This window comes from Ralstonia sp. GX3-BWBA, from assembly GCF_003290055.1.
GTDB classification, from domain to species: domain Bacteria; phylum Pseudomonadota; class Gammaproteobacteria; order Burkholderiales; family Burkholderiaceae; genus Ralstonia; species Ralstonia holmesii.
Window position 1 is genome coordinate 16,647 of the sequence record NZ_QMKS01000028.1, and the last position, 25,686, is coordinate 42,332.

Sequence of the window (25,686 nt, forward strand, 5' to 3'; positions counted from 1 at the left end):
TCTCCCCAGGGGAAAAAGTGGCGCCCCGGGGGTGACAGACACACAATGGATGTGCGAGAAGACGATGCCAAACCGCGCAAATGCGATCGGACATCAAACAGGTGAAGAAGGCAGGTTGACATGCTCCCGAAAAAGGGAAAGGCAAGTCGCAACTACCAAATGGCTAGATCGCGGCCCAGCTACCGGACGCCGTGACACAAAGGTCAGGGAGGCGTCGGAGTGAAACAAAAGCACGCCAATTTTACCTCGATGCGCTTCCAGATGGGAAGTGGAAACGCTAGATCGTCAACACGACTGGATGCACCTCCCCGGCCCGAAAAAGAAAACCGCTCGACGTGGGGACGTCGAACGGTTCTAAGGCGAAAACTTGGGACTACTCTACTTCCGGTGGCGAGATCAGACCAAGGTCGATGCCTTCCTTGATGATGGCAACGATGGCTTGATCTTCCGCGCCACCCTCCTTGCGCCACTCTTGCCATTGCTGCTGCCATTCTGCCTTCTGCGCGTCGGTTGCCGTTGCGAAAGCTGGATTGCAGTCGGCTGCCAAGAAAGGCGGATGATTCTCGAGCAGAGCCACACTCGGCACCTCCAAATAGCGAACATCGAAATGCTCCTCATCGGTGGTGCTGTGGGTCGTGTAAGAGTACCTACACGCACCCTGGTCGAAGTCATCGTCCTCGTAGGCGTGGTAGACGGTCACGTCCCGGTGCGTCAGAAACACTAGGGGCTTAACCCAGACTGTACTTGTCGGCATAACAGACTCCTTGATGTATAAAAAGTCGCGGAGCTGCCCCTTTGCGGGGGATGCAGCCTCCCGCGAAGGATTCGTATTGATAATCGGGCTCACTGCACCCGTACAGCAAGCACTGCACTTATGAAGTACCGCGCTCCGGTTGGTTAGGAAAGCAACTTCGCCACGGCGAGCTTGATTTCCAGTTCACTCAGAACGAGACCGAGGATGTCACATGATTCTTCGAGCACCTCTTTGGCGTGCTCCTCTCCCGTGACTGAAAAGCCGTACTGCTTGCTTCGACTCTTCACATCTTCAACTGCAGAGTCGACATCCTTAATCGAGACGCCCCCCTCCAGGTTCGAGTAGCCCGCCAGAACGTACACATCTGACCAGCTCGCCTCGCAAGCATTGCAACCCATCTCTTGCGAGGCGGTACCTCCGTCCGCGTTGAACGAGTCGCCGCTGAGGTCCTCGGTACTTCCACACGACGGGCACTTACAGCCCTGGTGGGCAACGTACTGCTTGCCAGTCATTGCTCCAGCGAGCGGCGACCATACATCATCGATCACGTTCGCCGCAGGCAAGATGCTTTGCGCTTTCTCTTTGAACTTGGTGAGCGTGGAGATGACTTGGTCGACGTCAGCAAGGAACTTGTCGGAATTGCCGTCGGCTACCGCTGCGATCCAGTTCTCGACCAGTTCCTTTGCCGCGGCACGCGCAGCATAGCCAGGGAGATCCGCACCAAACAACGTCGCGCCTTCGGCACTACCATCACTGATGCTCACAACTGCATTGAGGCGAGCCGCAACGCTCTCCGCCAGTTTGATTACTCGATTCATATTGCTTCTCCATTTTGTTTGCGAGAAGCGGCTCCCTTTGGGGGCTCGCCCCCGCATGGGTTGAACATGATGATCTACGCAGATCTGACGACCTGCGCAGGCACCCAGTTTTTCAAATCGGTCCGGTTGCCTCACCGTACGCGCCGGCGGGAAGCTCCCAGTGGCCATCGATAAGAATCGACTCGGTGTATTCGGTCCGTCCAGCAAGCTCGAAGTAGCGTTCGTCTGCCTGGTAAGGCGTTCCTTGAGCCGCACGGATCCGCACCGAATCTCGGCGGTGGATCGTGACGCCGAACTGTTCCTCGTACTTAGCGATCCGCTCAAAGGCAGCCGGATAGTACTTCGCAATTGTCGCCCACTGGTCAGGAGACCCGAAGATGCAACTCCTGCACGAGCATCGTCCAAACCCACAGTAGTAGGCAGGATGTGCACGCACCCTATGCCGCTCGAAGATCTCCCAAACCTGGCGTTCGGCCCAGCGATGAACAGGACGCCAGTGATCTACGTAACGCTTCACGCGCTGCCCGTCTCGATTGTCCGTGCGATCAGGCTCGAACATGCTGTAGCGGGCCCTAGAAGCCGACTCTTCCGCTCGTTCGCCCGTAACTACCAACGTCTTTCCCGACTGGAATCGGGATTCGGTTGTCATCACGCGCGCGAGCACATCAATCTTCGTGTAAGCGCTGCACCAGCGAGTTGTTAGTGACGCAGAGACCTGGGGAAATTTCCTTCTGGTTCCCAGCTTTCCCCCATCACCGCCGCAGATCACCACTTCGCCGGCTTCGCTATCGAATGCAACCGGCGCTGTCCGCTGCTCCAAGCGCAACATTTCGCGCTCAAAGCCACCGACCTTCCAGCTGAAGTAGAGCCTCAGCCCAAACGCGCGTGCAAACGCTGCACAGTAGGCCTCGGTTACAGGCCAATCCATCAGTTCCGAGCCTTCTCGACCGTCAACCAGGTGGTGGTGGAGTTCGATCCTGTCTGGATCTACGCCCCGCTCGAGCAAGTGGAGGACACAAGCAACACTGTCCTTTCCCCCGCTGAATCCGACCACGAATCTGTCGTACGTAGCGAGGTCCGGTTCGACCGGCTCAGGCAAAGGCGTGACGACTTCGGTGATTGGCCAAAAGCCCATCTGTAAGTCGATGGACATGTTTTTCTCCGTCTGACGCGGAAGCCATCAACCCCTGCAGGGAAGATGTCCCCGCTTGGGTTGAAATTTGAGAGCCTTCGGCTAGGCGCGCGCAAAGCTCTCTGGTTTATGCACTGTGCCCGTCACGGTGGCGCGTACGCTGCCTTTCGACAGCCAAGAGCGAACCTCCATGAGCACGTCTCCGAGAAGGTTTAGGCCTTGCCACTGGCCGACGTCTCGGATACGCGGATCATTCCACGCGAGCCCCACACCATAGATTCGATCGTATGGACTGGCCTCGACCAAAAGTGTGTCCTCTGTCCCGAGCAGGATTTCGCCAAGAGGCGGGTTCTGCCAGAACTTCTCACGGCAGCCAACGATCACGATTGATTTGCGCTTCTTGACCCAGACCGCTTCATCAAACCCTCGGACTTGGCGGCCTAGTCGTTTTTGCTCACGCGGTTGAGAGGCCGAAAGAATTTGCCTTGCGGTCTCATCGTCATCGAACAGTCGCGCCTTGGAGTACATCATGAACTGCTCGACTGAAGTGAACTCGACCCCGCGGAACGTGAACCGAGCCGGATGCCAGTTGCTTAGTGCATCTTCGGCGCCGAAGAACAGAGTCATTCCTTGGATCTCATGCATTGCACACCTGGTTAGGTTGGGCGCCATTGCCAGGGCGGCGACGGCAGAGTTGAAGGAAGACCGGCCACTCCAGCCAGCGGTGCGTAATAACGCGCCCATCCATCACAATGACCCGCCGACTGCCTAGGTAGCCGTTTGCGAGCGCGTAATCGGTTAGATCCGACGCGCTGCCCGCACGAAGCATGTTGGAAATATTCTCCCGCGACATGAAGCGGCCGAGTTCCCCCTTTCTCGAGGGACGAATTGCCGTGGGACGATTGGAAAGTTTATTCATAGCTACCTCAATGTGAAAACAGAGAGGCAACTCCCGCTCAGGGCAAGGTTGCCCCGAATGGGTTGAATAACTGGAGACTGGCTGCAGAACAGCCACAAGGCACCACCCTTGACGGGCGGCAGGGTTGAAAACGTACGCTAGATGCGGCCCAGCTGCCGGGCGACATCACAAGGATGATCGCCGGGAAAGATCGACCAAATTCTACCGCCTTCTGTTCCTGGTGAGAAGTGCGGCGAATCCGGTCGGTCGAAGTTCTGCACTCGGCGTCAACTTGATATCGCGTGCCGCCTCTATGTAACTTTGAAGGAAATCGAGAGGTGCGCCCGACCCGCGGGGCGCGCGCTGTCCCTCGGGTTGCTCTGGCGGGAGCGTCCGGGACTATTTGGCCTTTGCCAGGGCCAGGATTGCGTCGCTGAAGAGTCGCTTGCGCCAACCCCGCCTGCTGTATTTGCCATAGGCCATCACCATCCGCTCTCCAAGAACGAAATTCCGCATGGTGATGTCAATCGTGACACTGCCATGCGGTGCCGTGATGACTACGCCAAACTGAGTGTCCGGCCGCAGCTTCCACCCTTTTGGTAGTTCAATATCCTCGATCACGTAATTTTCCTGACCACGCCATTTGGCGTGTTGGACACCGTGGTCCGCCCTATTTTCAGTGCCGAGGCCAGTTAATCGAGCCCCGCACCCAGACAAAAAACTGAGTTTTTCAACGTCGCCCATTATATGTTGGCCTTACCGCCTACTGCCAGCGAATGATGCCCCCCGCACCGAGGGGTGCGTAGGTCAAAAAAAAAGCGGTCCCCGAAGGGACCGCCGTTGCCACTGTGACATCGTCACATGTGTTGGACGCGCAAACGCCCGTTGACCTGAACGATTGCAACCACCTGGCCAGCTCGAAAGACATTGCCATCGCCGACCTCCTGAACAACCGGGATCATCCGGTTGTCTTCGGTTCGCACGATCAGCTCAACGGCCTGCGTTTTGCTGATCGCGCCACCCGCAGCGTAGCCAACCAACGTGCCCACACCGCCGGCAATCAGCGGTGCAGCGTTGGAGTTGCTGTGATGCATGCCGAGGACGACACCAAGGATGCCGCCAACGGTTGCCGAAATTTGGCGCGCGGTGCCCGAATCGAGTTCAATCGGCCGCGCGTTGATAACGACGCCCAGAACTGCGGAACCACCACCGCGCAGAGCGTCACCCGAGTTGTACGTCGAGTTCGATCGAGAGACCGGCTCGCCTACTTGGTTGACTGACCCATACCACTGAGCATGTGCGAAAAACGGCACCAGCGCAAAAGCGACGAACCCTGCGCGGACGATTTTTGCGAACGATTTCATTTCTATTCCTTTTCAGAAAAGATGGCCCACCGCCAACAGCCAATGGCCATCGGAAGCAATGCCGTTACAGAGCAAATGACGCAGAGCAGCGTCGAACGAGTTAGTACTGGCGTCTGCCACCTCGAAGGCTTCGGCCAACAGCGTTGGCCATGCCCCCAAAGCAGCGGATCAGCAGAACACACACACACACAACAGCGAGCACGATACCGATCAACGCAAGTCCTGAAAGGGCGTGACCACGCATCGCATTACCCACCATGTTGTAGACGACCGAACGAATTACGGCGTCGACGATCATTGACCCGATGCCGTAGTGGCCACCGAACAACGCGTGAAACTGAAGCATGCAAACCTCCTGGTAGCGAAATACCTCGGAGGCCTACTTCCGTACGGGAGCAAACACCCCGCAGGAAATTAAGGTAGGAAGAGCCGGTTCGGAACGAACCAGCCGGTCGGTTCTCGCTCTAAGAAGCGAGGGAAGCGCTCACCAGAAAACACTGGCGAGGCAAAGTGGCTAGAAGGGCCCAGCTGCCGTTACAAAGTCGCAAATGACTTCGTAGAAACGAGGCTGATTCTATACCTGATGTTTCCTGTTGGGAAGCAATGAAGCACGGCGTGCCCAAAAAGCAAAAAAGCCGCACTCCGATTTCGGGGAGCGCGGCCTAAGGCCGTTCGACGCAATCAGGAAGGAGGACTCAACCAGATTCGTCTTACAGCGCTTCAGATCAAGCGAAGGGATGGAAGACCACCCCAATCACCTGTGCGGCAATAGGAATCCCCGCAACACCGGCCAGAATGGCCCATGCGCGAATCGCCTCTTGCTTGGATTTTCCTCTCTTCATTCCATACCTGGCTACGAACACAAGACATACGAGCACGACGACGTAAATGGCAAGATTGCTTCCCATAAATCGCTCCCGGTCGAACTTGCTTCGAATGCCTCGCCGGCGGCATTGTTTTGGGCCGGCGCGACGGTTCGCTGCTGAACCCATCAAGCAGCGAATTCTATTGTCGCGCAAATCGGTGGGATTTTTCTGTCCGCCACTTGGCCTACAGCCGGCGCTCTCAGGCCGTTACTGCTCAATCCCCCTGAAGACCCGAATCTGCGAGATGGCACGGATGTACCAGGACTTGCGCCGGGCGGTCGGGTGCGACGCAGCATCTTCTCTGAGGGTCTCCTGCTCAACCCAAGCCCGCATACCTTCCCAGGCTGATGAGGACAGAAAGTACTCTTCCCGCACGTCGGGTGAGTCGAACCGGTCGCCTGCCGGCGGGATTCCAAACTCATCGCCAAGCCGTGCTGAGTCGTCTGCGGTGAACCCGCTCAGGAAAACGACTGGCTCGTTCTCGCCGCGGACCAGCCACCAGCCCTCGCGCTCTTGGCGATCATGAGTAGGGGGCGCTTTCGTCCACTGCAAAGACGCTGCGTACAGCGGCACACCCTCGCCTGAGGCCTTACAGCAGATGAACAGTGAGCCGGTCAGAGCGATAACCCCCTGGAATTCCCGCCCGGCCACTGTAGTTCGAAAGAAAACGTCAGTCTCATTCATTGGTTCTGTTGGCCCTAAGGGCGATCTCCACAACTGCTCTGGACAGGTCTGTGGACAAGTCAGTTACGCAGCGTAAAGTTGCCCGCTATCATCGGACAACTTCTTATGTTGCCTATAAATTAGGCATGCCACACACGCGTTTGATATGGTCATGCCCGCCGGCGCGCACGACGCTATGCGGCACGCCACACCGAGCACCAGACGATCTATTTGTCGACCGGATCTTCCTTCTCTGCCTCGCGAACCTTCTCGAGCAAATCGCTGATCGATTCACGCGTTTCGCGCCTAAGGCGTTTGAATCCGGGATCTGCTTCTATGTCCTTGATCGTCAGTAGCAGTCTTGCGCCCACTTTGCGCATGACCCGCTTCAGCCGCTCCCCGGGTAGATCTCGTGGTCGGACCTTGCCTTTCCCCGCAGTCACTTCCACCAGACGCTCGGGAGCACCGTCCTTGTACAAGCGGATCGCTTTGATGGCCGTTGTCGCTGTGGTCTTGTCTTCAATGACCAGATCCTGGATCCGCCGGTCGGCGTTGGCGAGCAAAAGCAACCCTTTGATGTGCATCTCTGAGCGCTTGAACTCCGAGGCAATCTCCATTGTGGACATGCCGAGCTTCACGTGAGCTCGAAAAGCAACGATCGCGGTCTCGAAGACGGTCAGGGCAAGCTGATCGTTCCGTTGCATTACGCTCAGCGTGAGCGACCGCGGGTCCGCCCATTCTTCGATAATTACCGGCAGCTGATCGATTTGCCGATTCTTCCCATCGTCGAGATAGTGATTGGCGAGCCGCACTGCCTGCAGTCGTCGATGCCCGTCCCGCACCGCAAGCACCGTCTTACTGCCCTCGCGGATCGGGAACACCAGGAGCGGTTGACTCTCATCAAAACCGTTCTCGGCAATCTCGAGGGCCAGACGCTCGATGCCGGCCTTGTAGGCGGCCGTCTCGATCCGAGGATTGAAGCCGCGAACCTCACGAATCTCGTCGACGGCCCACCGGTACTGGTGGCTCGCTCCCGTACCCAAGTTCAGCGCTTGACGATCCCCAAATTCCAATTGGGAGTCCATCTCAAATGGAATAGTCGGAGCAGCTCCGTCAAGGACAAGCTGAGGCTGTGTCTTCGCTCGCACACCCTGACTCCGTTTTGTTGCCACCACTTGCATACTCCTGAACTTAGCTATGGCGCAAGTGCCCGAGCGCTCATCGCACGGACAACCCATTCCTTCCGAAAACTCAGTTTTCCTTCACGGCACTGGAGAGGACTCTGCTCGCCCACCATCCGCAACCAGCTGCCAGACAACCAGGCCGCCCTCGCTGAGAGACCAGTCGACGAACTTGCGATCACGAAGAGCCACAAGCACTCTTGACGCTCGCATCAACCGTTCGCTCTGGCTGATGAGCTGCCCGGGAAAGGCCGCGCGGGCGACCTTTCCTGTTCCTTCCACGGCTCCCCGGCTCGCCAGCACTTCCATGACGGCGCGCTCGTCGTCACTGAGTTGAGCCTTGGTCAGCCAACAGAGTGGAAGTCGCACCTGACTTTCCGAGCCAGTCCATACGGTCATCAAATATTCCCAATAGCCACTGTTTCTACGCGTTGCCGTCTCCGCAACGAAACGCAATTTCGTTGTCCAGCCAGCAACACAGCCAACATCGAAGCGAGACGTTTGAAGGAGAACCCGTACTTCGACTGCGCCCTACGAAATGGAAGATACCGAGTGCGAATGCCATTTCTAGCCCTCAAAAATCGGCCGGCTTCCTTACTGATGTACGCGCTCCTCGGCCCCTGGGATGATTTCCGCTCGGGAAATTTTCATTGGGGCGAACGTCACGGGCCCAGCCTGCGGCGAAACTTGAAGAACGCCCTTGTTGCACGCCAGCCAGAGCACACTGTCCACGGTGGCAATACTGTCGCCGGAAGCGTCGGAGAGCACGCGGCACAGTCGCATGCAGGCGTCAAACCTCTCAAGCCCGCGGCGTCGCGGCTTGTCTGGAAAGCCCGTGAGACGGCAAAGCCAGATATCCGGCTTACAGACGTCCTCACCGAAGTTCTTGGCCAACTGGTACTTCGTATCGACTCCCACCCACGGAAGAGCGCCGCACCATTCGACTAGTCGAATGGGGTTGTTCTGGCTTAGGACGTCCTGCAGCGAATGAAAGTCGGCCGCGCGCTCGCGCCACACTCTTTCAATTGCCTCAGCTTTGGCACGGAATCCAAATGCACTGACGACGGGGCGCCCTTCCTCGATTGCATCCCAGACGCGCTTTTCGATGGTGCGTGCAGCCTGGGCGGAACGACCCGCGCAAAGTACGATCCAGATGATTTCTGCTGCCATCTTTTCAGGAGTTTCCGGGCGGCAGCGGCTTTGGTTCGACCACTCAATGATTCGTCTGGCGTCGGGGTCATTCTTGAGCAGCCAGTCACGCAGCTCGAGATACAAGGCGCTCGGAATCCGGCTCTCGGGGTTCGGAATTTCACTCTTGGCCAAGATGCCCTCCGGCATTATTTGGCCGCACAGCGCAAGCTGCCATCCGCGGCCGTTTTGTTAAGGAAAGCGATAATTAGTGATTCCCAACGGGAAGCACTAAAGTAAGCCGAATGATACTCCCTTAGTCGCCCCTAGGAGGCGTTCCCTACACCCACGGCAACCCTTACCCGAGACGCCTTAATCGGCACCGAAAAAGCAAAAAGGGCCGCAGATGCGGCCCTTTTCATTGATTATGTCGGTCTAGTCTGTCCGGCTACATCTGGCGTCCTGGATCGCCCAGCCAGCGCCGATCAGGTCCGTGCCTTTCGTCGGCAGCAGTCGCAACTGGCATCGTTCTTTCCCTGCATTCGCAACCGTAGTGGCTTGTCCATTCCTTTCCAGAGATGCACCGGTTACCTGAATTTGATTGGGCGGAGGCGCAACGTTGGCTTGAAACAGGAAAGGAGACGCAGCCAGGTAACCGGCGGTGAGTTGCGCTGCCGCAGCGAGCGTGCCTGGCTCCAAAGTCTGCACTAAGACGCGCTTCACCCTGCTTTCTGGATCGTCAGCCGAAGCCACCAAGGTACCGATGCCCTGTCGGACTTTCTGGAATCCGCGCCCTTGATCGTCGATCCATTGGGCGAAGGCCGCCTCATTGCCTGCAATGACCTTCAGGCCTGCACACGAGACGATGCCAAAGATAATCAGGACGCTGACCGCCTGCGCAGCAATCTCTCTACGTGTTCGGAACATCACCCTCCTCCCTCATCCTTGAATGCAACTGCGCGACCGTTCCAGCTTTCCTTCGGTGTTACCGCTTGCGCGCGACGCAACCACCAAACCTCCCATTTGCACCGCCCACCACACTATGGCTGCAACGCCCCCACCGATTCCGGCGAGGAACAGAAGAGCGTCGGCGATCGCCTGTGGGACTACGGCAGCAACTCCAAGCCCGGTGTAGCCGCTCAGGCCGAAGACCGCAGCGCATGTCGGGCCAAACACCGGACTTTCCGATCCGGTGACACCAGACACCATCGCCAGTACCACCAACATGCAGAACGTCACCCCAACGATGCTGGCCGATCCGATGCCGACCGCCATACCCAAAGCGAGTGAACTGGCCAGGCAGCTCACCGCCTGAACGCGCTGTCGCGTTGTGTTGAAACACTCTTTGCGGATCGTGTTCGCAATACGCATCAACTGATTTGGCATCGTGTGGTCAGGCGACAGGGATGGAATAGCGCCACGGCACGGGGCGCAGCTCGGCGGGCAAGTACAGCGGGTGTTCGGGGTACCCGGAGGAGGTAATTCGCAATGCGTGCACGGCAGATTGAGCCGGAGGATGTCGTTGAACCTGGCATCCATTAGGCGCCGGGTACTCGCCTTTCCCTTCGGTGTACCCCAAGCGGCAATCAGGACGCCACCGCGCGACAGACAGAACTCGGCGGCAACCTGGAGCGCCTCATCGGCCATTGGTCCGATTGGGTCTTCCATTTGGGCAAGCTCGTTCGCATCAGTCGCTACTCCGGTCGCGGCGTTCACGATGATTAAGTCGCTAGCACCGAGCGCATTAGCAAACCCGACTCCCCGCCGCGCGGTTGGATCGTTGTCTACTGCATCAGCCGTGCTGGGGTTATGCAGAATAAACGCGACTGGGACGCCAAACATGCTCAGCTGGCGTCGCAACCACACCCGATGTTTCTCACCGGAAAAATACGCGTTCTGCTCGGTCCAAGCCGGAATTGCTGCACTCACAGTTTTCCTCTCTGACATAGCACGCGCGCGTGCCGCTTCCGCCGCCTCATGCTTCTTGCCAGGAAGCATTCTACCAACACGCTCCCCAGACCAACGGGATCAACGCGCTCTGGAATGAAAAAACCCCGCTCAAGGCGGGGATGTGTGGTGCAGAAGCCCACACCGTGGGCCTGCTAGCGGACCTTACGAACCGGCGCCGACCACCGGCACAGTTTGCGGCACATAGCCCGGCGTAGTAACGAGCACGTGACTGCGATTGTTCGTGCCAACCTTTCCGTCGATGGTGTTGACGTAGTTCTTGTAGGTCGGGCATTGACCGGAAGTGAACAGATCCGGCTGGCCGGCTTGCAACGGGAAGCGAGCGTAGTACGGCGCGCTGTTACCGCTGTTGCAGTCCGCAATCACGTATTCCCAGACCATGAACTGATGCATCTGGGCGTACGGCGGAGGCGCACCGTTCGCTTCCAGCTGGCCGAGCGTGTATGGTGCTGCCGGATTGAAGACGCCGCTCTGCCATTGGCCGATGTTGATCGCATTCCCGTTCGGCAGCGTGCTGGATGCCGTGCCGGTCAGTTGGCTTTGTGCCAGCACCTGCACCGAGACCGAGGACGGGAGGTCGTACTGGACGCCGTACGCCTCGACGGAATTCAGCGCGTCGGCGTATGCGGACAGGGCATCACCGGACGAACCGGGCACCAGGGCCAGGTAGTTGACGCCAGCACTCTGGTCGCTCGGGAGGATTGCGTTGGTGAAGCCGATCAGCGACAGCACCATGCCGGCACCCGTCGTATAGGCCGTCGCAATCGCCGCGCCGCCCGACGCGACCTGTGACATACGTTGCGAAGCAACATGCGTCAGCGACGTGATGACGAAGTTGTTGAACTGCGTCGTGATGTACGGGGTCACCAGTTCCAACGTGCCGTTCGTCTGGACCGTATGGTCCGCCGAGGACGTGTAGGTGCCGCCCGTCGCCACGAAGCGCACGTAGCTGGCCGAGTCATACGGCGCTTGGCTCAAAGTCATGCTGAACGTGCCGTCCGCGGCCGAAGTAGCCGTACCGATCACGGTACCGTTCGTGCCATCTGCGTTCAGCACGTAGGCCGTCACCGTCGCGCCAGCAGTCGCGCCGCTGTTGAAGACCTGGCCGGTAACTGCCGTCGTCTTGGCCCCAGGTGCAGCTTGGCCCGTGTACGGGTTCACCGGCGTCCTTTGATTCCCCACCGTGCCGGTGCCAGTACCGTCGGAACCACCGTTGCCCGCAGCCGAGCCGTCGCCGCCACCACCGCACGCCGACAGCAGTGCGACAACTGCCAACGATGCCAAAGTCAGTTTCTTCATAGTTTCTCCGTGTGAAGTGTTCGAGTGAGTCCAGTATCTCAAGTCGAACATGTATTTCTAGCCCCTTTGTGCAAGCGCCAAGGAGGCGGTAGAGGTGCTCCTTGGGATCCCTATTTCCTATCCAAGATGCGACACCCTTCCTCATGAGCTGCCTTGCAAAAGCGGATCAGGTCGATTCTTGTGGTTCGACGGATGACGCCGCTTTGAAGGTTGGCGCCTTGATAGACGGCACGGTAGAGGTAGCCGCCCGCTGCGGAGCGAGCAAACCAGACCTTCTCGATTCGGCCAAGGCGACTGTCATCATTTCCAATGAGACCGAGGCTCTGTGCAAAGCGAGCTGTCATAACCCCGTCTGCTTGTTGCTCGAACTGCACTTTGTGGAATACCCACAAGGCAATCCCTATTCCAATCGCAAGCGAAACGGCGAGCCACACCAGTGACGCCACCCGAGTTGGTTTCCTATCGGGACGGGCTGAGGCGTCGACGCTCATCTTCTGGGCGCTGGGGGATTCAACTGCCGTTGTTCGCAATTCTGCGGCTGTCATCTGTACCATCGTTGATGCCTGCTGTTTTCCTATCTGGACGGTGCCGCCATTCACACCACGGCAAGCTGTATGACCGCACCTGTGATCGACGGGGAATCTGTCCCTTCCGCCAGCGTTTTCCCACCTGGAAATTCTTGGCGCTGTAAGGCAGTTGGCCATTCGCCAACCACCGCCCCTTTTCCGGTCAACGTAACCTTGGCCCCATTCCTGGTCGGAAAATGGCCCGCTTGCTTCATGAAGAACGGCACGTCATACCGGCTTGCTTGCTCCGCCAGGCTTTCCGCCCACTCCAATTTGTACTCACGTGCAGCCCAGCTACCTTGCCGGCTTTCCCCTTCAGAAATGATCCAGTCCAACTCCTCGATCGCAGCCTTTCCGGCATGTCGCCCAGATTTCAGTTGGAAAGTCAGATCCATGGGGCCAAGGCCGGGCCCGTGGCTGATACCTTTGACGCATGCATCAAGGTCTAGGAGCTTTGGGATATCGCGCTCTGCCTCTTCCTGATTGACCACGGTGGCGATTAGCCAGACGTTGGGATAGCCGGTCCCCCAGTCTGCAGGCAACATGCGCTTTGCGTTCCCGATGCGTTTCGTGACCACCAGCCAGGTCAGGTACGGCGTTTGAGCCATGAGGTCCCATGCATCGGCCCGCCATTGCTCGTCAATCTCGTTGTCGAACATGTCCGACTGGGTGTTCCAGAACACCGGCCAGAATTCACCGCTTTTGGCTGCGCGGCGGTTCCAGGTGAATGCCTTGTTCCAGTTCGAAGGCGCAGTCCGCTGGCGTGGCGCATCTGGACCCCAGTGCTTTCCGCCGTGAAACCGTATGTCGCCCGCTAGCGCGTAGCACCCGTCGCAGCCGGGTCCGATCTGCGTGCAGCCAATCCATCCGTTGATGGTGGACTTCGCATAGGAAATGCCAGTTTCGATTGCCATGTTTGCCTCTTCACTCAAACCGCAGACTGTTGCAAGCCCCACAGGTCTTGGCCGCTCCAGCTGGCCTCACATAAGGGAGTCCTCTCTGGAGCCAATAATCTCGGCATCCGCAAGCATGGCTTTCAATTGCCCCTGGATGGCGTAGATGTCCAGCCACTCGCGTGCCCGGGTGAGCGTCACATAGAGCAGCCTCAACTCCTCCGGTGTCATCTCAACCTTGCCGGTCTCTTCGTCGGTATAGAACCGAAAATCGCCTTCCACCCTCACCGACTTGAACTCAAGGCCTTTGGCTTTGTGCGCGGTACTTATGACCATGTCCGCATAGGAGACGGGTACCGATGCCCCCACCATCTCCTCGAGCATGTCGGGCCCGATATCGTTGATGAGCTTCACGTAGGGCTTGATCTCTTTCCCAGCGAACGTGTCTGCGTAGTCGCAGACTTCCATCCAGTCCTGAAACAACGTGAGCGCTGAAGGTGATGCGGGCGATATACCGCACATCAACTGTCGAGAGGCATTGCAGAAATTCAAGATCTCGGAAGAGTTTGCCCGGAGAGCGACACGCTTTCCTGACCGTAGTTCATCGGCCATTTGGGCAACTGCTGTAGCGTTCGTGCGGCACAGAACGGCCTTGAACGGGAAGATGAAGTTCTCTGCTGCTTCGTCGATCACTACAGACGAGATTGAGTCTTGCCCCCTTATGGGTGTCGTCTCACCGAGCTTCCTAAGTACAAGGGATGCCAGATCAGCAATGCTCCGGCCGAACCGGAACGATTGCGTCAAATACACCTCTGGGGCCTCAATGCGCTGCATTGCATCTACGCTGCCGCGGAACTCCATGATTTGCTGATATGGATCGCCGACGTAGATCACCTGCGCGTGATACTGCCCCTGAAGGATCGCGAGCATGACGTCATCGCTGTCTTGCCCCTCATCGAGCAGGATGTACCGCCCCTCAATTTCAGGTGTGGAAAGCTGCCAGATCTTGAGGTAGACATCGTGCCCGATGCGATACGGACTCTTCTGACTGCAGAACTCCTCCCACAGCGTCTCTACATACGGCAGTAGCTCACCCTGCAGCTGCTCCATCGCCCTGCGCTCAATGATGGGATTCGCAGCAATGTGATGGAGAGAGGGTGCGTGGTCAGCCGATTTGCAGAAACGTACAGCCGCATCATTGACCATCTGCGCCAAGTCCGAACCTCTGAGCTCGACCGTACGGCCGAGCACGCTTGGCACGGCAATCGCCCGCAATCCCATCCGCCCACTGAGCAGGTCAGTGGTCTCCATAGCGTTGTTGACCTTAGCCGTGATTCCCGCTGGCAATGAGCGGTGCGCAAGCGCATGGAACGTGCTCGCGGATACCGATTTCGGAAGCTTTCGCTTAGCCTCGGCGGCGTTTTCCCTTCCGAATACAAGATAGACCCCGCGCGTATTGCCCTTCGTGTGCGCGATCATGTCCAGCAGCGACGTCTTGCCGGAGCCTGCGCGCGCGATCACCTTGAAGGACGCGCCAGTCATGGATAGATCGATGGCCTGATTCTGCTCGGCGGTCGGCTTCAATCTCATGTGGTTGGGGAAGTGCGCGGGCGTCTGGTGTTCATCGCAGGGGCCTCGACAACGTGGCCGGAGCGGAACAGCCCTCAGATTTAGTTCGTCGCCTCAGCGGCCGGGAGCGCGTCACCGGAGCCGGCCAGTCGCGCCGAGACTTGGAAGGCCCGCTTACCCGCGTCCTGAGCAACCATTACGGGTACCTCCTCGCCATCTTTAACGACCAGGGTCGCTTCGCTCACATCGCGGGAGATATCGGCAAGTTGGAATGCACGGTCACCGAGCTTCACAGTCTTCAATGCGTCGAGGCGGGAATTGTCTAGAGCCAAGCGCACTACCAGTGCACCGTTTGGCATGATCGCGACCGGCACCGCAACGACGCGGAGCCCCACCGATTCTTGCATCGGCTCAACCTGGCCGCTTTTCGACAACCCCATGTAGCCAAACACCTCCTTCGATTCGAAATGCGTCGGGTTGGCGTTCAGCGCGAGCGTGACATGCGTGGTCTTCCCAAAGCTCTGCACGGTCAGGTTCAGCGCCTTCGGATTCTTCTCCAGGGCTTCCAGCCCGGGCAGATGAGACTTCGGCTGAGGCGCGCCAACGTCGGCATGCGCAACGGCGCTAGCCATCACCAGAACTGCAGCTGCGATTGCTCGAATGGTCTTCATGGTGTGCTCGATTGAATGGGATTGAAATTCCTTCCAGCAAGGTCCAAGGGACTCCTTGCCTACCCTGCGAGTACACCACTCAGCGTGGACGGGAACAATCGAGAAACGGACGCCATCCAAGGGGGGATTCAAACAGGCGCGAGGTTCGATTCGCTGGCCTGCTCCCGGACAAATGCAGCGAAATCCTCTGCACCCATGGGCTTCCCGAGCAGGAACCCTTGCACTTGGTCGCAGCTCAAGTCACGAAGCTTCTGCAGTTGAGACTGGGTCTCCACACCCTCCGCGACAACCTGCATTCGGAGCGTATGCGCGAGGCCGATGATTGCCGAAACGATGGCATAGCCCTCATCGCCATGCTCATCGAGGCCTCTAGTAAAGAACCGGTCGATCTTGAGCTGCTTGGCTCTGAACCGTTGGAGGTAGGCCAGGCTAGAGTAACCAGTGCCGAAGTCATCGATCGCGATATCGAATCCCGCTGCCTGGAATTCTCGAATGTTGGCGGTGGTTTGCTCGGCCACTTCCATCGCAACGGTCTCGGTAATCTCGAACATAAGGCGATGTGGCTCCACGCCGTGCTGACCGACAATCTCGTTGACCGTCCGTATATAGCCCGGCTGCTGAAGCTGCTGGGGCGAAAGATTGACCGCTATTCGCACCGGCGGGAGCCCCGCACGATCCCACTCCAGAATGTGGCGGCATGCTTGCCCAATCACCCAATTTCCAATCTGGGAGATTAGGCCTGTGCGCTCGGCCAATGGAATGAAATCCAAGGGCGGCACGATACCGAGTTCCGGATGCGTCCATCGAATCAGCGCCTCCGCGCCCTCGACTGACTGACCGTCACATCCGAACTTTGGCTGAAAATGGAGTTTGAACCCTCCCTTCTCGACCGTATCTTGCAGAGCCTGCATGATCTGGAGTCGCCGGGACGAGTTCTCTCTGATGTCGGGACCGTAACAACGGTAGCCATTCCCACCGGATGCCTTCGCCGCCGACATTGCCCCATCGGCGTTCCGCAGTAGGACTTCTGGCACGTCCCCATCCTTAGGGAACGAGGCAATGCCCACAGACAGCGTTACCCTTACCGTGGCTGCGTTGTCGACCGCGATTCCGCCGCGCATGCTTTCAACAAGTTTGCCTGCAAGTTCTTGCCCCCCACCACTGCCAGCGTCACGAACAACGAGAGCAAACTCGTCAGCACCGAGCCGCCCCACAACTGCGCTCCGGCCAGCCGCCTCGACCAGCCTCACCGCGACAATCCGCAGCAAGCTATCACCGATGGCCAATCCGTATGAGTCATTGAAAACCTTGAATGAATCAAGGTTGACGTGGAGTACATGGAACGCTGACCCGGCAATGGTCGCACTGTCGATCTGCTCCTGAATGCTCCGGTAGACAGCCTCCCGGTTAGGCAACGAAGTCAGGGGGTCAATGGAGGCAAGCATCGTCAAACGCTGCCTGACTTCCCGGAGCGAAGATGTCAGACCGATGCGTTCACGCTCGTGGCGGAATCCAATCACTGACAGCAGCAGCGCGAAGGAGACGATAAATACCGAGCTCACCACTACTGCGATTAGCGCCTCTCCCCCTGCTGACGCACTGGTCACGAGGAGCGATCGGCTGTTCGGCGCCACCACAACCGAAAGAAGCGAAAGGTAGTGCCCCCCGCCAATCGAGGCCCCGATGAGGCCGCTCGCCACGACGCGGATGGCCATGACTTGGTGTGCACCCGGGCGACCGAGCCGAATGCGAACGAGGAGCGCAGCCGTAGTGGCAGCAATGGCAAGGATCATTGCGCTGCCGAAGACGCCAGGAGAATACGTTAGCCCCGGCTCGACGCGGATCGCCTGCACTGCGGTAAAGCTCATCAGGGACAGACCGACGCCAGTAACGATGCCCGTGAGTACGACAATCTGACGCGTTGGGTTCGCACGGGTCGCTGCATCGAGCGTCAAATAGGAGACCAACAGTGCGAGCCCAAACGACTTGAGGGTGATCCATGTACCCTGCGCCACCGGAAACGGTAGGGTAAAGGCAAGCATGCCCAGGATATGCGTGGCCCAGAGCCCAGTGGCGATCGCGAAGGTCCCACCAAGAAGCCAGGACAAGCGCTTTACAGCGTCAGTCGAAAGACGGATACGTGCACTGATATCGAGCGCCGTGTACGACGTAAAGGCGGCGACGAGGACCGAAACCGCGACCAGTGCGTAGTTTTGCGAACCTGTCACCACCACTCCTTATGCAGCGTACTTAACCGGCTCGAACAGCGGGTTTAGTGAATACCCGTCAAACTGCTCGAAGTGCGTTGCTGCTCCGCGGATGTACTGCAGCATCTTCTCCGCCATTGCCCAGCGCCGGCCAAGTCGCTCCGCGGCAAGTGCGGTCTTTCCTGTGCCGCCGAACGGGTCGACCACCAGCTCACCTGGCTCGGTCAAAAACTTGATGAAGAACTCAGGAATGCGTGTGGGCATCATCGCGCCGTGCAGGGGCAGCCCGAGCTCTGCAGCTCGGCGGCGATACGCGCGAGTGTCGGCGCAAGACGTGCCCACTTCGAGCACGTTCGAAGGCAGGCGGCCTTCCGTCACCGTTCCGTATTGACCCAGACGGTGCACTTGCGACCCGTCACCGTAGGATGCCGTCCTCTTGACGCCCCCCTCCTCCATGAACCTCAAGTGGCGCTCGGTGTGCGGCAACAGGACCTTTCTGTTGTTTGAGCGCACGCGCGACGGGTCATTGGTGAACCAATAGCAGTGCTCATAGGCGGTCTTGAGCTGGATCGGCCTCAGGCATGCCCACTGGGTCGGTCCCGGTGCCTTTGAAGACTTCCAGACAATACGGTCCATCAGGTGAAGACCCAGTCGGTCTTCAAGAGCCAACACCAGGCGCTCGAGATATGTCGAGCGGGCCGGCGAGCCCCTGACATGGGCGTCGTTGGTCAAATTGATGATGATGCTCGCGCCGGGGGCAAGATGGCGGCACACCGGTTCAATCGTCTCGCAGACGAAGTCGATGTACTCCTTCATCGTGGGGGGATTCCCATATGCACGCGGCTTGGCGAGCAAAAACGGAGGAGACGTTATGACCAAATGCACCGGCTCGTTGAGCCCCGCAAACACCTGCTTGCAGTTCCCGAAGACTGCGATCCCGAGCTTTGTCGAGAATGCGATCAGCTGAACTTCGTTCCCTGCCTCATCCAGCTTCTTGCCGGCCGACTCCGTGAGTTGCCAGATACCGCGCTCACCGGCCACGCGCTCGAGAATACCCATGCGGCGAAGCGACTGCTGCCCCCACCGCATTTTCCGGTGAACGAGCGAGTAAAGCTTGCCGTCATCACCGATCGGCGTTTTCTCGTGGAGCTCCTGGATGGAAATGCCCGCGCGTACAGCGACGGCTTGGTAGAACTGCTTATTCGTCAGGCGACCGCCCGGAGCATCCGCGTAAGCGCTCGCGACGTGCGAAAAGAGGTCCAATTGCATAGCTGGAAGTTCTGGAAGTAGGACGCGCATTGGCGTCGACCCTTCCAGCTTGTCAGAGACGGTGCCTATTTCTAGCCCTGCGGGAAACCAACACCCGCTGCAGCGTCTATTGGGCCAGAATGCCCCACGCCGAACCACTCCGAATTAGCGTGCATGCGGGCCATCTTTCTGTTGAAAAGTTCGCCCTGCATCGAGAAACAGGCACGCCCATGCGCGCTCGCCTGTGATCCACTGCGCGAAGGCATCCGCTCGCATCGCTGGTTCCACCGGCGCGAGTCGGCTGCTAGTCCCCTACAGGCGCAGCAGCCGGATTCGCATTAAGGATTCCGCTTGCAGCCCTCAAGAGCCGGGCCGCGACGTCCGCAGATACATTCTCGGCCCCCAGATTGAGGGCAAGTGCATCCGCCATCGCCTTGAGTTGCCAGTCCGCCAGTCTGAGCGTCCTAGGGTCGCGCAAGACGTCCCCGTTGAGACCAATCAATGGCTGGAGCGCATCTCTCGGGTATGTGAAAGTGCAGCCGGCCGCGCCTTCAACAGGGTCTAGCCATACCTCAACATCGTCGTGAGCGCCAATTGCGCTGACTGTTCCCAGACGTCCCCGCGTGGCGTTCTGGTGGCATTCCGAGCCAAACTCGACGTCAGACCGCACCCGCACGCGACACCCTTCGTCGAGCCCAATCACAGTTGAGAGCAGATCGGGGAAGAGAACTCGATCAACCGCTGCGACCGCCGTCCCATATGCAAGCTTCGCGCCCCTTTTAGCTCGCTTGGCGTTTTCGGAACGGACCTCCTCGTAGAGGTGCAAGAGAGCAGCGGAGAGTGCGTCGTAGGGCCTGAGCCGCATCTCTCGAGGAGCACCCCGCATGATCAAGTGCATTGCCTTCACGGGAGCGCTGTCTTCACCTGGCGTCGGGCCATATGAGCCCCAACCGCTTCCGGCGGGCGCCCCGCTGCATCCGTCAAAAGCCATGTCTTTCTCGACTCCTCTGTTTCGACGCTGCAGAATGGCTCAAGGCGGCAGGGATCAACTCTGCTTTACCGGGAAAGGAAGGCAGTTCTGAAGCGCCACAGCATCCCCTCCCCAATCCTGACATTCTGCCGTCCGCTGTCTATACTTAACGCCAGGGATGGCCGTTTGCCCACATACCGTTGAAGTCGCCCATGTACTGTTGAGCCAGTGCACGATTGCGCCAGTCAGCACGGAAGTTTTCGTGGTTGTACTTCTCAGCGCGAACGGTGAAATTTAGCGATCCGGTCCCGACCGTCTCTCCGTCGCTGATGAGGTACTTGTTGTGCATCAGCGGTGCGTCATCCACATACCGGACCTGCGCGCCGACCGCAGCAAGACGTCCGGCTATAGAAGCTCCCTTGCCGACGTTCTCCTTCGCATCGACAACGATGCGCACCTGCACACCACGACGCATGGCGGCGACGACTGCCTTCTCAAAGCGCTTGTTCGTGAACTCGTAGGCTGCGATATCCAGGGATCGCGTGGAAGCCTTTACGACATGCAGCGCCACATTCATCGCCGAACGATTGGGCGAGAAGCCGACTTCGATCGTGCCTGCTGCCGGTACCGTCACCGCACTTTCACCCGACGAACTGGCGGCATCGTCTTGATTTTCGTCGTAGCCGCGAGAACCGTGGTACCCCCTGCGGCCCTGGTACGAAGTGTTTTGGTAACCGCCCTCACGGTTGTCTCGAGACATTGCCGCGGCGATCTTGGCCAGCACGTCAGGGGATGAATGGGAAGTCGGTTGCTCGACGCGATTGCCATGCCAAATGCCAATGCTGTCGAGAGCCGAATCGACGATCCCCGCTTGCGCGAATGCAGGCGCAATTAGGAGTGCTGCGCAGATGAATAGCTTCTTCATGGTCCTGTCCTGTTCTGGTTGTACCTACGACGCCAATGCTACGTACCGCTACACCGATTTCTACTGGTGACGATGTTGGCCAGGTCAAGGCGTCTCAACTTCCTATCGGGAAGTTATGGTCTCACTGATGCATGTTCTTTGCCAGCCTTGCGCTGCCGTGCAGGCAAAAAAAAACCCGCGCAGCGCGCGGGTTAAAGGTGAGATAGTGAAACTAAGCGACCACGGCAGGCAACTGCTCTACGATGTTGAGACGACCGTGTGCGTTTACCTCCAAGACAAAACGCGTATTGCGTACTGAGTCAGTGTCCACCCAGACGTCCGACAGAAGATCGGTTAGAAGATCCTGCGGCTTCACGTTCCGAGCCTGCTTGATCCATCGGCTGTACTTCGCCAGGCACTCGCGCTCGTACTGCTCATCATAGCGATCGTCGTCCGAGAATGCGTTGAACTGCAAAACACCTTCACCTTTGCTTGCGCTGGGCGGGCTGTAGACGGTAACGCTCTCCAACGATTTCTCTCCGTGACCGATCGCGATTTCGTGATCGGCAACCTTGACATCACCCCAAGGCCCCTTGATAAGCACCCCGTCGCAGACCTGTATGTCGAATGAGTGCGTTTCATGGTCGGATCCCGCTGTTGCTCCAGGACTCACGATCTCGAAGCTGACTTCGAGATCGTCAATCAGAGGCGCGTTCATGAGCCAGTGACCTTTGGGGACCTCTCCCCGAACAATAAAGGCTTCCATCTTCATAACGTAGGCTCTCTTGACTGCGCTGAGGAGGTCTTCCTCGAGATCCACACTTCCGGATCCACGAACCACTCGTACGACTCCCTTCTCGAAATCCGACCTCTTAAGAGGCTGGGCATTTGCACCCCTGTGAGCATAAGGGCTGTGCCAATCCGCAAAACATCGCAGATCGTCCAGGATATCCACCTCGCTCGCCGGTACAACAGGAAGCTCGCGGAGCAGATCCGGCGCACATTTGGACGCAACCCTCCAGTAGGCATTGGCAAACTCGACGGGGTCCATCTTGCCTTGCAGCTCAGCGAGCATGGAATAGGCGACTGCGGACACCTGCGCCTCGATTTCCTTGGCTTTGTCCTCCGCATCGATCAGGCAGTTGCGGTCAGGCAGCTTCGCTTTGTACCTTGCGCTATCGAGGTGAACGATAGCGTCGGGGCGCGAGGAATGGCTTCCCAGTACGCGAATGCCCTGAAGATACACTGCGGTCCGCCGTCCAAATCCGAAGCCCTTGAGGTCGCGAATCGAAACGGCCCCGACCGGTGTTGCGACGAACGTTTGGGCGTCCTGAGCGTCTGGTCGCTCCAGTTCTTCGCCGTTAAAAAAGATAGGAATCGGGTAGCCGCGCGCGATCTCTCTCAAGGCGCTGCCTATACGATTCTCGTCGAAGGTCAGGTTGCTCAAGGTCAGCCGTGTGCCACTCGCCACCTCACCAGCTTGCAGCGAGAAATCACGCATCTCGAGCAAGTCGAGAGTGCGCGCCTCGAGGCGTTGTCCGCAGGACTCGACCTTCAGCACCTCGCACGCAAACAGTGCACTTGTGAACCCCATACCAAATGGGTTTTCGAGCGACTGCGTTTGAGCATCCCAGCCGCTCTCGGCGATCGTGAACAGCTTCTGGAAGTCCTGGACCCCTTGACCGTCATCGATGACAGTCAGCGATTTTCCTTCCAGGCGGATGTCGACCATGCTTGCGCCGGCTCGACGGCTGTTCTGAATCAGCTCGGCCAGGAAGGTCGAGAAATTCGAGAACGCGAACTTCAGGTTCTTGACCAGGTTGCCCTGGTTGACTGCAATACGTACGGAAGAAGAGGACATGTTTGCTCCAAAGAAAATGCGGAGCAAACGACCCAGCGGGACGAAAGCCCCGCGAGGGTGAGATAGGAATTCGCACCTCCAACCGAAGGCGGTTCCAAGAGTTGAATTGCTGCTGTGTCGAAAGCGGACAACAACAGCCTGGCTGGGCACGGTCCAGCTACCGTGATCGAGGATCGGGATGGATTGTAACTCAGTTTCCCGATAGGAAGTACAAGCGGGCCGCTTCGATGGTGCCATCGCAATTACCAGCCACCTTTGGACAAAAAAAATGCCCCGGCCCCTTGTGGGGTCGAGGCGGGGAAGCGCAATGAAGTCGCCATCGCAAGCAGCTTGCTTACGCTGCCTCCTGGAACAGATCCCTTTGCTGGTCGTCCCGACTGAGCAGCATTTTGTGTTCTGCATCGCCGATTGCGTTCCGGATCAGATGCTCATCCAGTTCGGTTGGCGTAAGGTTCAGCCGCTCGGCGAGGCGGGTGAAGTACTGCCCTCGCTTCGCCATTTCCTGATACCGCTGAGCCATGCCTGACGGCAACCGCAAGATCCCTTCGTTCAGCCAAAACCGCGCGGAAGAGATTGCGGGTTCAGACTGAGTTTCAAGCATCAAGCGCGTGTCGAACGTACAGGTAACAAATGCGCACGCGGCCTCGGCGTCCACTTCAAGCTGGTCAGCTTCTTCGAAGTAGACTACGCGTTCGCCGGCCGTCGTTGCTGCATAGTTTGAAACCCGTTTGCCGTGACGATATCGGTTCCACTGTTCCGCCCCGTAATCACGCAGGCCGTCCACAGGTGCCTCGGCATCGTACTGTCCAACCCGATACCACCCATGAAGCGGGATCGGAATCTTTGGGTATGTCGCGACGACCGGAACCTCATAGCGTCGGCCCAACGTGTGCACGTCGTGCCAAATCGCCACCGCTGGGAAGGCCTGCGGCGCATAGTGGTGCATCGACAAGAAGAAGTCGATCGCGACCAATTGCTGCGGCGTCACCAACTGGAACTGAATATCGCAGAGCTCTCGGTTCACCGGGGTGTCTTCCAGTTTTCCCGTGGCCAGATCAGCTTGATGCCGGTCTGCGCGCTCGATTTCAGTCGCGTCGAGCGTCAGGAGGTATCTCAGAAGCGCGACACGGTGAGAGTATGAGTAGACGTCGGCCTGCACTCGCGTATAGCCGGCTTCGCTGACCGTACGCCCGACCAACTCGCGTTTGCTGAGATCCCACTGCGTCGCAAGTAGATAGTTTCGGACTCGATTGATTCCGGCCAAATGCGCATGCTGTGGCTCTTGAATCATCGACTCCATCGACTTGTCCCGCTCACCTGAAACGCCGCATATCGAACAACCGAACCGGCTACCACATGCTGCCTTGTTGCCGCTGTCGCCGACCGTCACACCACACGTACCTTCATTGCCCGCGCGGTAGAGATCGATCATGCGGCCGATGCTCCGAACGCTCAGAGGAGATGGGAACGGTGCGAATCGCTCATCCGAGAACATTGCAAGCATGTCCCAGACATCTGACAGACTCCAATCACAGATCGACGATAGCGTGAGGTAACCATCCTTATGCCGGACCGCATCCAAAGCAATTTCGCCTCGGAGAGACATCAGGCTAGATCGCGCCGCGCTTTCGTCGTAGCGAGTACCGAGTAGCACAATGGTTTCGCGAAAGCCCGCGGCAACCGCCTCTTTCTCAAGCAATGCACGCAAGCGCCCAAGCGGTTTGACCTTCCAGTCGTCCGCGCAGGCACGGATCACTTTCCCATCGCGCACACCGTTCTCAGGTGTACGGAGCAAGGTGCCACGCCCTACTGTCGAAACAACAAACTGCGCAGCAAGCGAAGGTTCCGCGATGTGCACGCCGACGTCCAGGTCGTTTTCCTCGCAGAACGCACGGAACTCCTCGAGCGCGATATGCAAATGGTTGGAAATGGACGGGTTCTCGATCGTCGTGTTAGACGTTGCGATGTAGTGCCGGGCCTGTTGCACGCCGGCCAGACACGATCGACGAACAGCCTCGAGCATCAGGATTGCGACACAGGTCGAATCCTTGCCTCCGCTGTAGCCAACCTGCAGGCCATGGCCAGCAGCGATCTTGTCCATCAGGATCACGATCACCGCTTCCATCTTGTTTCGGATCTCGTCAAACATACTGTTCTCCAATTAGGAGGAGAACAGCCCCCAGCGGGAGAAGTTCTCCCGTAGGGGTTGAGGTAGCGCCAAGGCCAGTAAATCCGGTGACCAATGGCGCCTGGTGGGCGCTGATTCGTTAGAACAGCGCCGGCTGAACGCCTTCACTCGACCAGCCGCATTGCTCAAAACCCTTTCGGATTCTGTCGTCGGCAACGTACGCGCGCAGGCCTTCTTTCACTTGCTCAGCATCACCTTGCTCGAAGATGGAGTCGAACTGACGCTCCCCAAAATCGAACACGGTGAAAAACATGTAGCCCGGGTTGTAGAGGCCAGCCAGAAACAGACGGCGAACGATATCGATGCGCAGATCGAGATCGTCTTTACCACTCCGGAAGCGCTGCGTGAAGTAGTACAGCCAGCAACCGAGCTCGAAATGCTCCTGGGCAGCTGGGGCTTCAGACGCGTGCTCCCAGCGGTCCAGCGTGGTCCCCTTGCGCTTAGCTGCGCCATACAGGTCACGCGCATCGCGCTCCAGCATTGCTCGCTGGCGGGCCGAGATTGGCGCGTTGACGCGATCAACAAACGATGTCATTTA

At 58.3% G+C, this 25,686-nt stretch carries 25 protein-coding genes; all 25 read right to left on the reverse strand.

What is annotated here, in order from left to right; all coding sequences use genetic code 11:
* Positions 1-373: 373 nt before the first annotated feature.
* The 25 genes from DOD19_RS25695 to DOD19_RS25830 all read right to left on the reverse strand — a co-directional run bounded on the left by DOD19_RS25695 (position 374) and on the right by DOD19_RS25830 (position 25,683).
* Complete coding sequence (locus DOD19_RS25695) at positions 374-700, reverse strand: hypothetical protein (RefSeq protein WP_231973472.1); 327 nt, start codon at positions 698-700, stop codon at positions 374-376.
* Positions 701-897: 197 nt separating this feature from the next.
* Complete coding sequence (locus DOD19_RS25700; RefSeq protein WP_024979609.1) at positions 898-1,572, reverse strand: hypothetical protein; 675 nt, start codon at positions 1,570-1,572, stop codon at positions 898-900.
* 112 nt (positions 1,573-1,684) lie between these two features.
* Positions 1,685-2,725 carry a phosphoadenosine phosphosulfate reductase family protein gene (locus DOD19_RS25705; RefSeq protein WP_024979608.1) on the reverse strand — a complete coding sequence of 347 codons (1,041 nt, stop codon included), beginning with the start codon at positions 2,723-2,725 and terminating at the stop codon, positions 1,685-1,687.
* 81 nt (positions 2,726-2,806) lie between these two features.
* Positions 2,807-3,349, reverse strand: coding sequence for an NADAR family protein (locus DOD19_RS25710; RefSeq protein WP_024979607.1), 543 nt, complete (start codon positions 3,347-3,349; stop codon positions 2,807-2,809).
* Between the two features lie 652 nt (positions 3,350-4,001).
* Positions 4,002-4,346 (reverse strand): hypothetical protein, encoded by a 345-nt coding sequence (locus DOD19_RS28040; protein WP_231973473.1) that lies wholly within the window; start codon positions 4,344-4,346, stop codon positions 4,002-4,004.
* 113 nt (positions 4,347-4,459) lie between these two features.
* Positions 4,460-4,966, reverse strand: coding sequence for a membrane protein (locus DOD19_RS25725; RefSeq protein WP_024979605.1), 507 nt, complete (start codon positions 4,964-4,966; stop codon positions 4,460-4,462).
* Between the two features lie 100 nt (positions 4,967-5,066).
* A complete protein-coding gene (locus DOD19_RS25730; protein WP_024979604.1) occupies positions 5,067-5,312 on the reverse strand; it encodes a hypothetical protein in 246 nt (81 codons plus the stop codon).
* Positions 5,313-5,691: 379 nt separating this feature from the next.
* Positions 5,692-5,874 (reverse strand): hypothetical protein, encoded by a 183-nt coding sequence (locus tag DOD19_RS25735; protein ID WP_024979603.1) that lies wholly within the window; start codon positions 5,872-5,874, stop codon positions 5,692-5,694.
* Between the two features lie 165 nt (positions 5,875-6,039).
* Complete coding sequence (locus DOD19_RS25740) at positions 6,040-6,516, reverse strand: hypothetical protein (protein ID WP_024979602.1); 477 nt, start codon at positions 6,514-6,516, stop codon at positions 6,040-6,042.
* Positions 6,517-6,722: 206 nt separating this feature from the next.
* Complete coding sequence (locus tag DOD19_RS25745) at positions 6,723-7,580, reverse strand: ParB N-terminal domain-containing protein (protein WP_231973475.1); 858 nt, start codon at positions 7,578-7,580, stop codon at positions 6,723-6,725.
* Between the two features lie 177 nt (positions 7,581-7,757).
* Positions 7,758-8,075 (reverse strand): hypothetical protein, encoded by a 318-nt coding sequence (locus DOD19_RS25750; protein ID WP_024979600.1) that lies wholly within the window; start codon positions 8,073-8,075, stop codon positions 7,758-7,760.
* 195 nt (positions 8,076-8,270) lie between these two features.
* Entirely contained in the window at positions 8,271-8,999 is a 729-nt protein-coding gene (locus DOD19_RS25755) for a hypothetical protein (protein ID WP_024979599.1), read from the reverse strand.
* 240 nt (positions 9,000-9,239) lie between these two features.
* The gene (locus tag DOD19_RS25760) at positions 9,240-9,731 is read right to left on the reverse strand and encodes a hypothetical protein (protein WP_024979598.1); all 492 of its coding nucleotides are present in this window, start codon (positions 9,729-9,731) and stop codon (positions 9,240-9,242) included.
* A 12-nt stretch (positions 9,732-9,743) separates the two neighbouring features.
* Entirely contained in the window at positions 9,744-10,802 is a 1,059-nt protein-coding gene (locus DOD19_RS28045; protein ID WP_239498109.1) for a DUF1643 domain-containing protein, read from the reverse strand.
* Between the two features lie 114 nt (positions 10,803-10,916).
* On the reverse strand, positions 10,917-12,071 hold the full coding sequence (locus DOD19_RS25775; protein WP_024979596.1) for a hypothetical protein: 1,155 nt from the start codon (positions 12,069-12,071) through the stop codon (positions 10,917-10,919).
* Between the two features lie 110 nt (positions 12,072-12,181).
* Complete coding sequence (locus DOD19_RS25780; protein ID WP_024979595.1) at positions 12,182-12,616, reverse strand: hypothetical protein; 435 nt, start codon at positions 12,614-12,616, stop codon at positions 12,182-12,184.
* A 50-nt stretch (positions 12,617-12,666) separates the two neighbouring features.
* Entirely contained in the window at positions 12,667-13,551 is an 885-nt protein-coding gene (locus DOD19_RS25785) for a DUF5131 family protein (protein WP_024979594.1), read from the reverse strand.
* A gap of 66 nt (positions 13,552-13,617) precedes the next feature.
* On the reverse strand, positions 13,618-15,120 hold the full coding sequence (locus DOD19_RS25790) for an AAA family ATPase (RefSeq protein ID WP_024979593.1): 1,503 nt from the start codon (positions 15,118-15,120) through the stop codon (positions 13,618-13,620).
* A gap of 80 nt (positions 15,121-15,200) precedes the next feature.
* Positions 15,201-15,770, reverse strand: coding sequence for a hypothetical protein (locus DOD19_RS25795; RefSeq protein WP_024979592.1), 570 nt, complete (start codon positions 15,768-15,770; stop codon positions 15,201-15,203).
* A 128-nt stretch (positions 15,771-15,898) separates the two neighbouring features.
* Positions 15,899-17,998 carry an EAL domain-containing protein gene (locus DOD19_RS25800; RefSeq protein WP_024979591.1) on the reverse strand — a complete coding sequence of 700 codons (2,100 nt, stop codon included), beginning with the start codon at positions 17,996-17,998 and terminating at the stop codon, positions 15,899-15,901.
* A gap of 9 nt (positions 17,999-18,007) precedes the next feature.
* Positions 18,008-19,246 (reverse strand): site-specific DNA-methyltransferase, encoded by a 1,239-nt coding sequence (locus DOD19_RS25805; RefSeq protein ID WP_024979590.1) that lies wholly within the window; start codon positions 19,244-19,246, stop codon positions 18,008-18,010.
* Between the two features lie 1,115 nt (positions 19,247-20,361).
* Complete coding sequence (locus tag DOD19_RS25815; protein ID WP_024979588.1) at positions 20,362-21,120, reverse strand: phospholipase D-like domain-containing protein; 759 nt, start codon at positions 21,118-21,120, stop codon at positions 20,362-20,364.
* Between the two features lie 211 nt (positions 21,121-21,331).
* Positions 21,332-22,960, reverse strand: a complete 1,629-nt coding sequence (locus DOD19_RS25820; protein ID WP_024979587.1) for an ATP-binding protein — start codon at positions 22,958-22,960, stop codon at positions 21,332-21,334.
* 334 nt (positions 22,961-23,294) lie between these two features.
* Positions 23,295-25,109: a hypothetical protein gene (locus DOD19_RS25825; protein WP_024979586.1), complete on the reverse strand. Its 1,815-nt coding sequence runs from the start codon at positions 25,107-25,109 to the stop codon at positions 23,295-23,297.
* A 118-nt stretch (positions 25,110-25,227) separates the two neighbouring features.
* Positions 25,228-25,683, reverse strand: a complete 456-nt coding sequence (locus DOD19_RS25830) for a hypothetical protein (protein WP_024979585.1) — start codon at positions 25,681-25,683, stop codon at positions 25,228-25,230.
* Positions 25,684-25,686 lie beyond the last annotated feature (3 nt).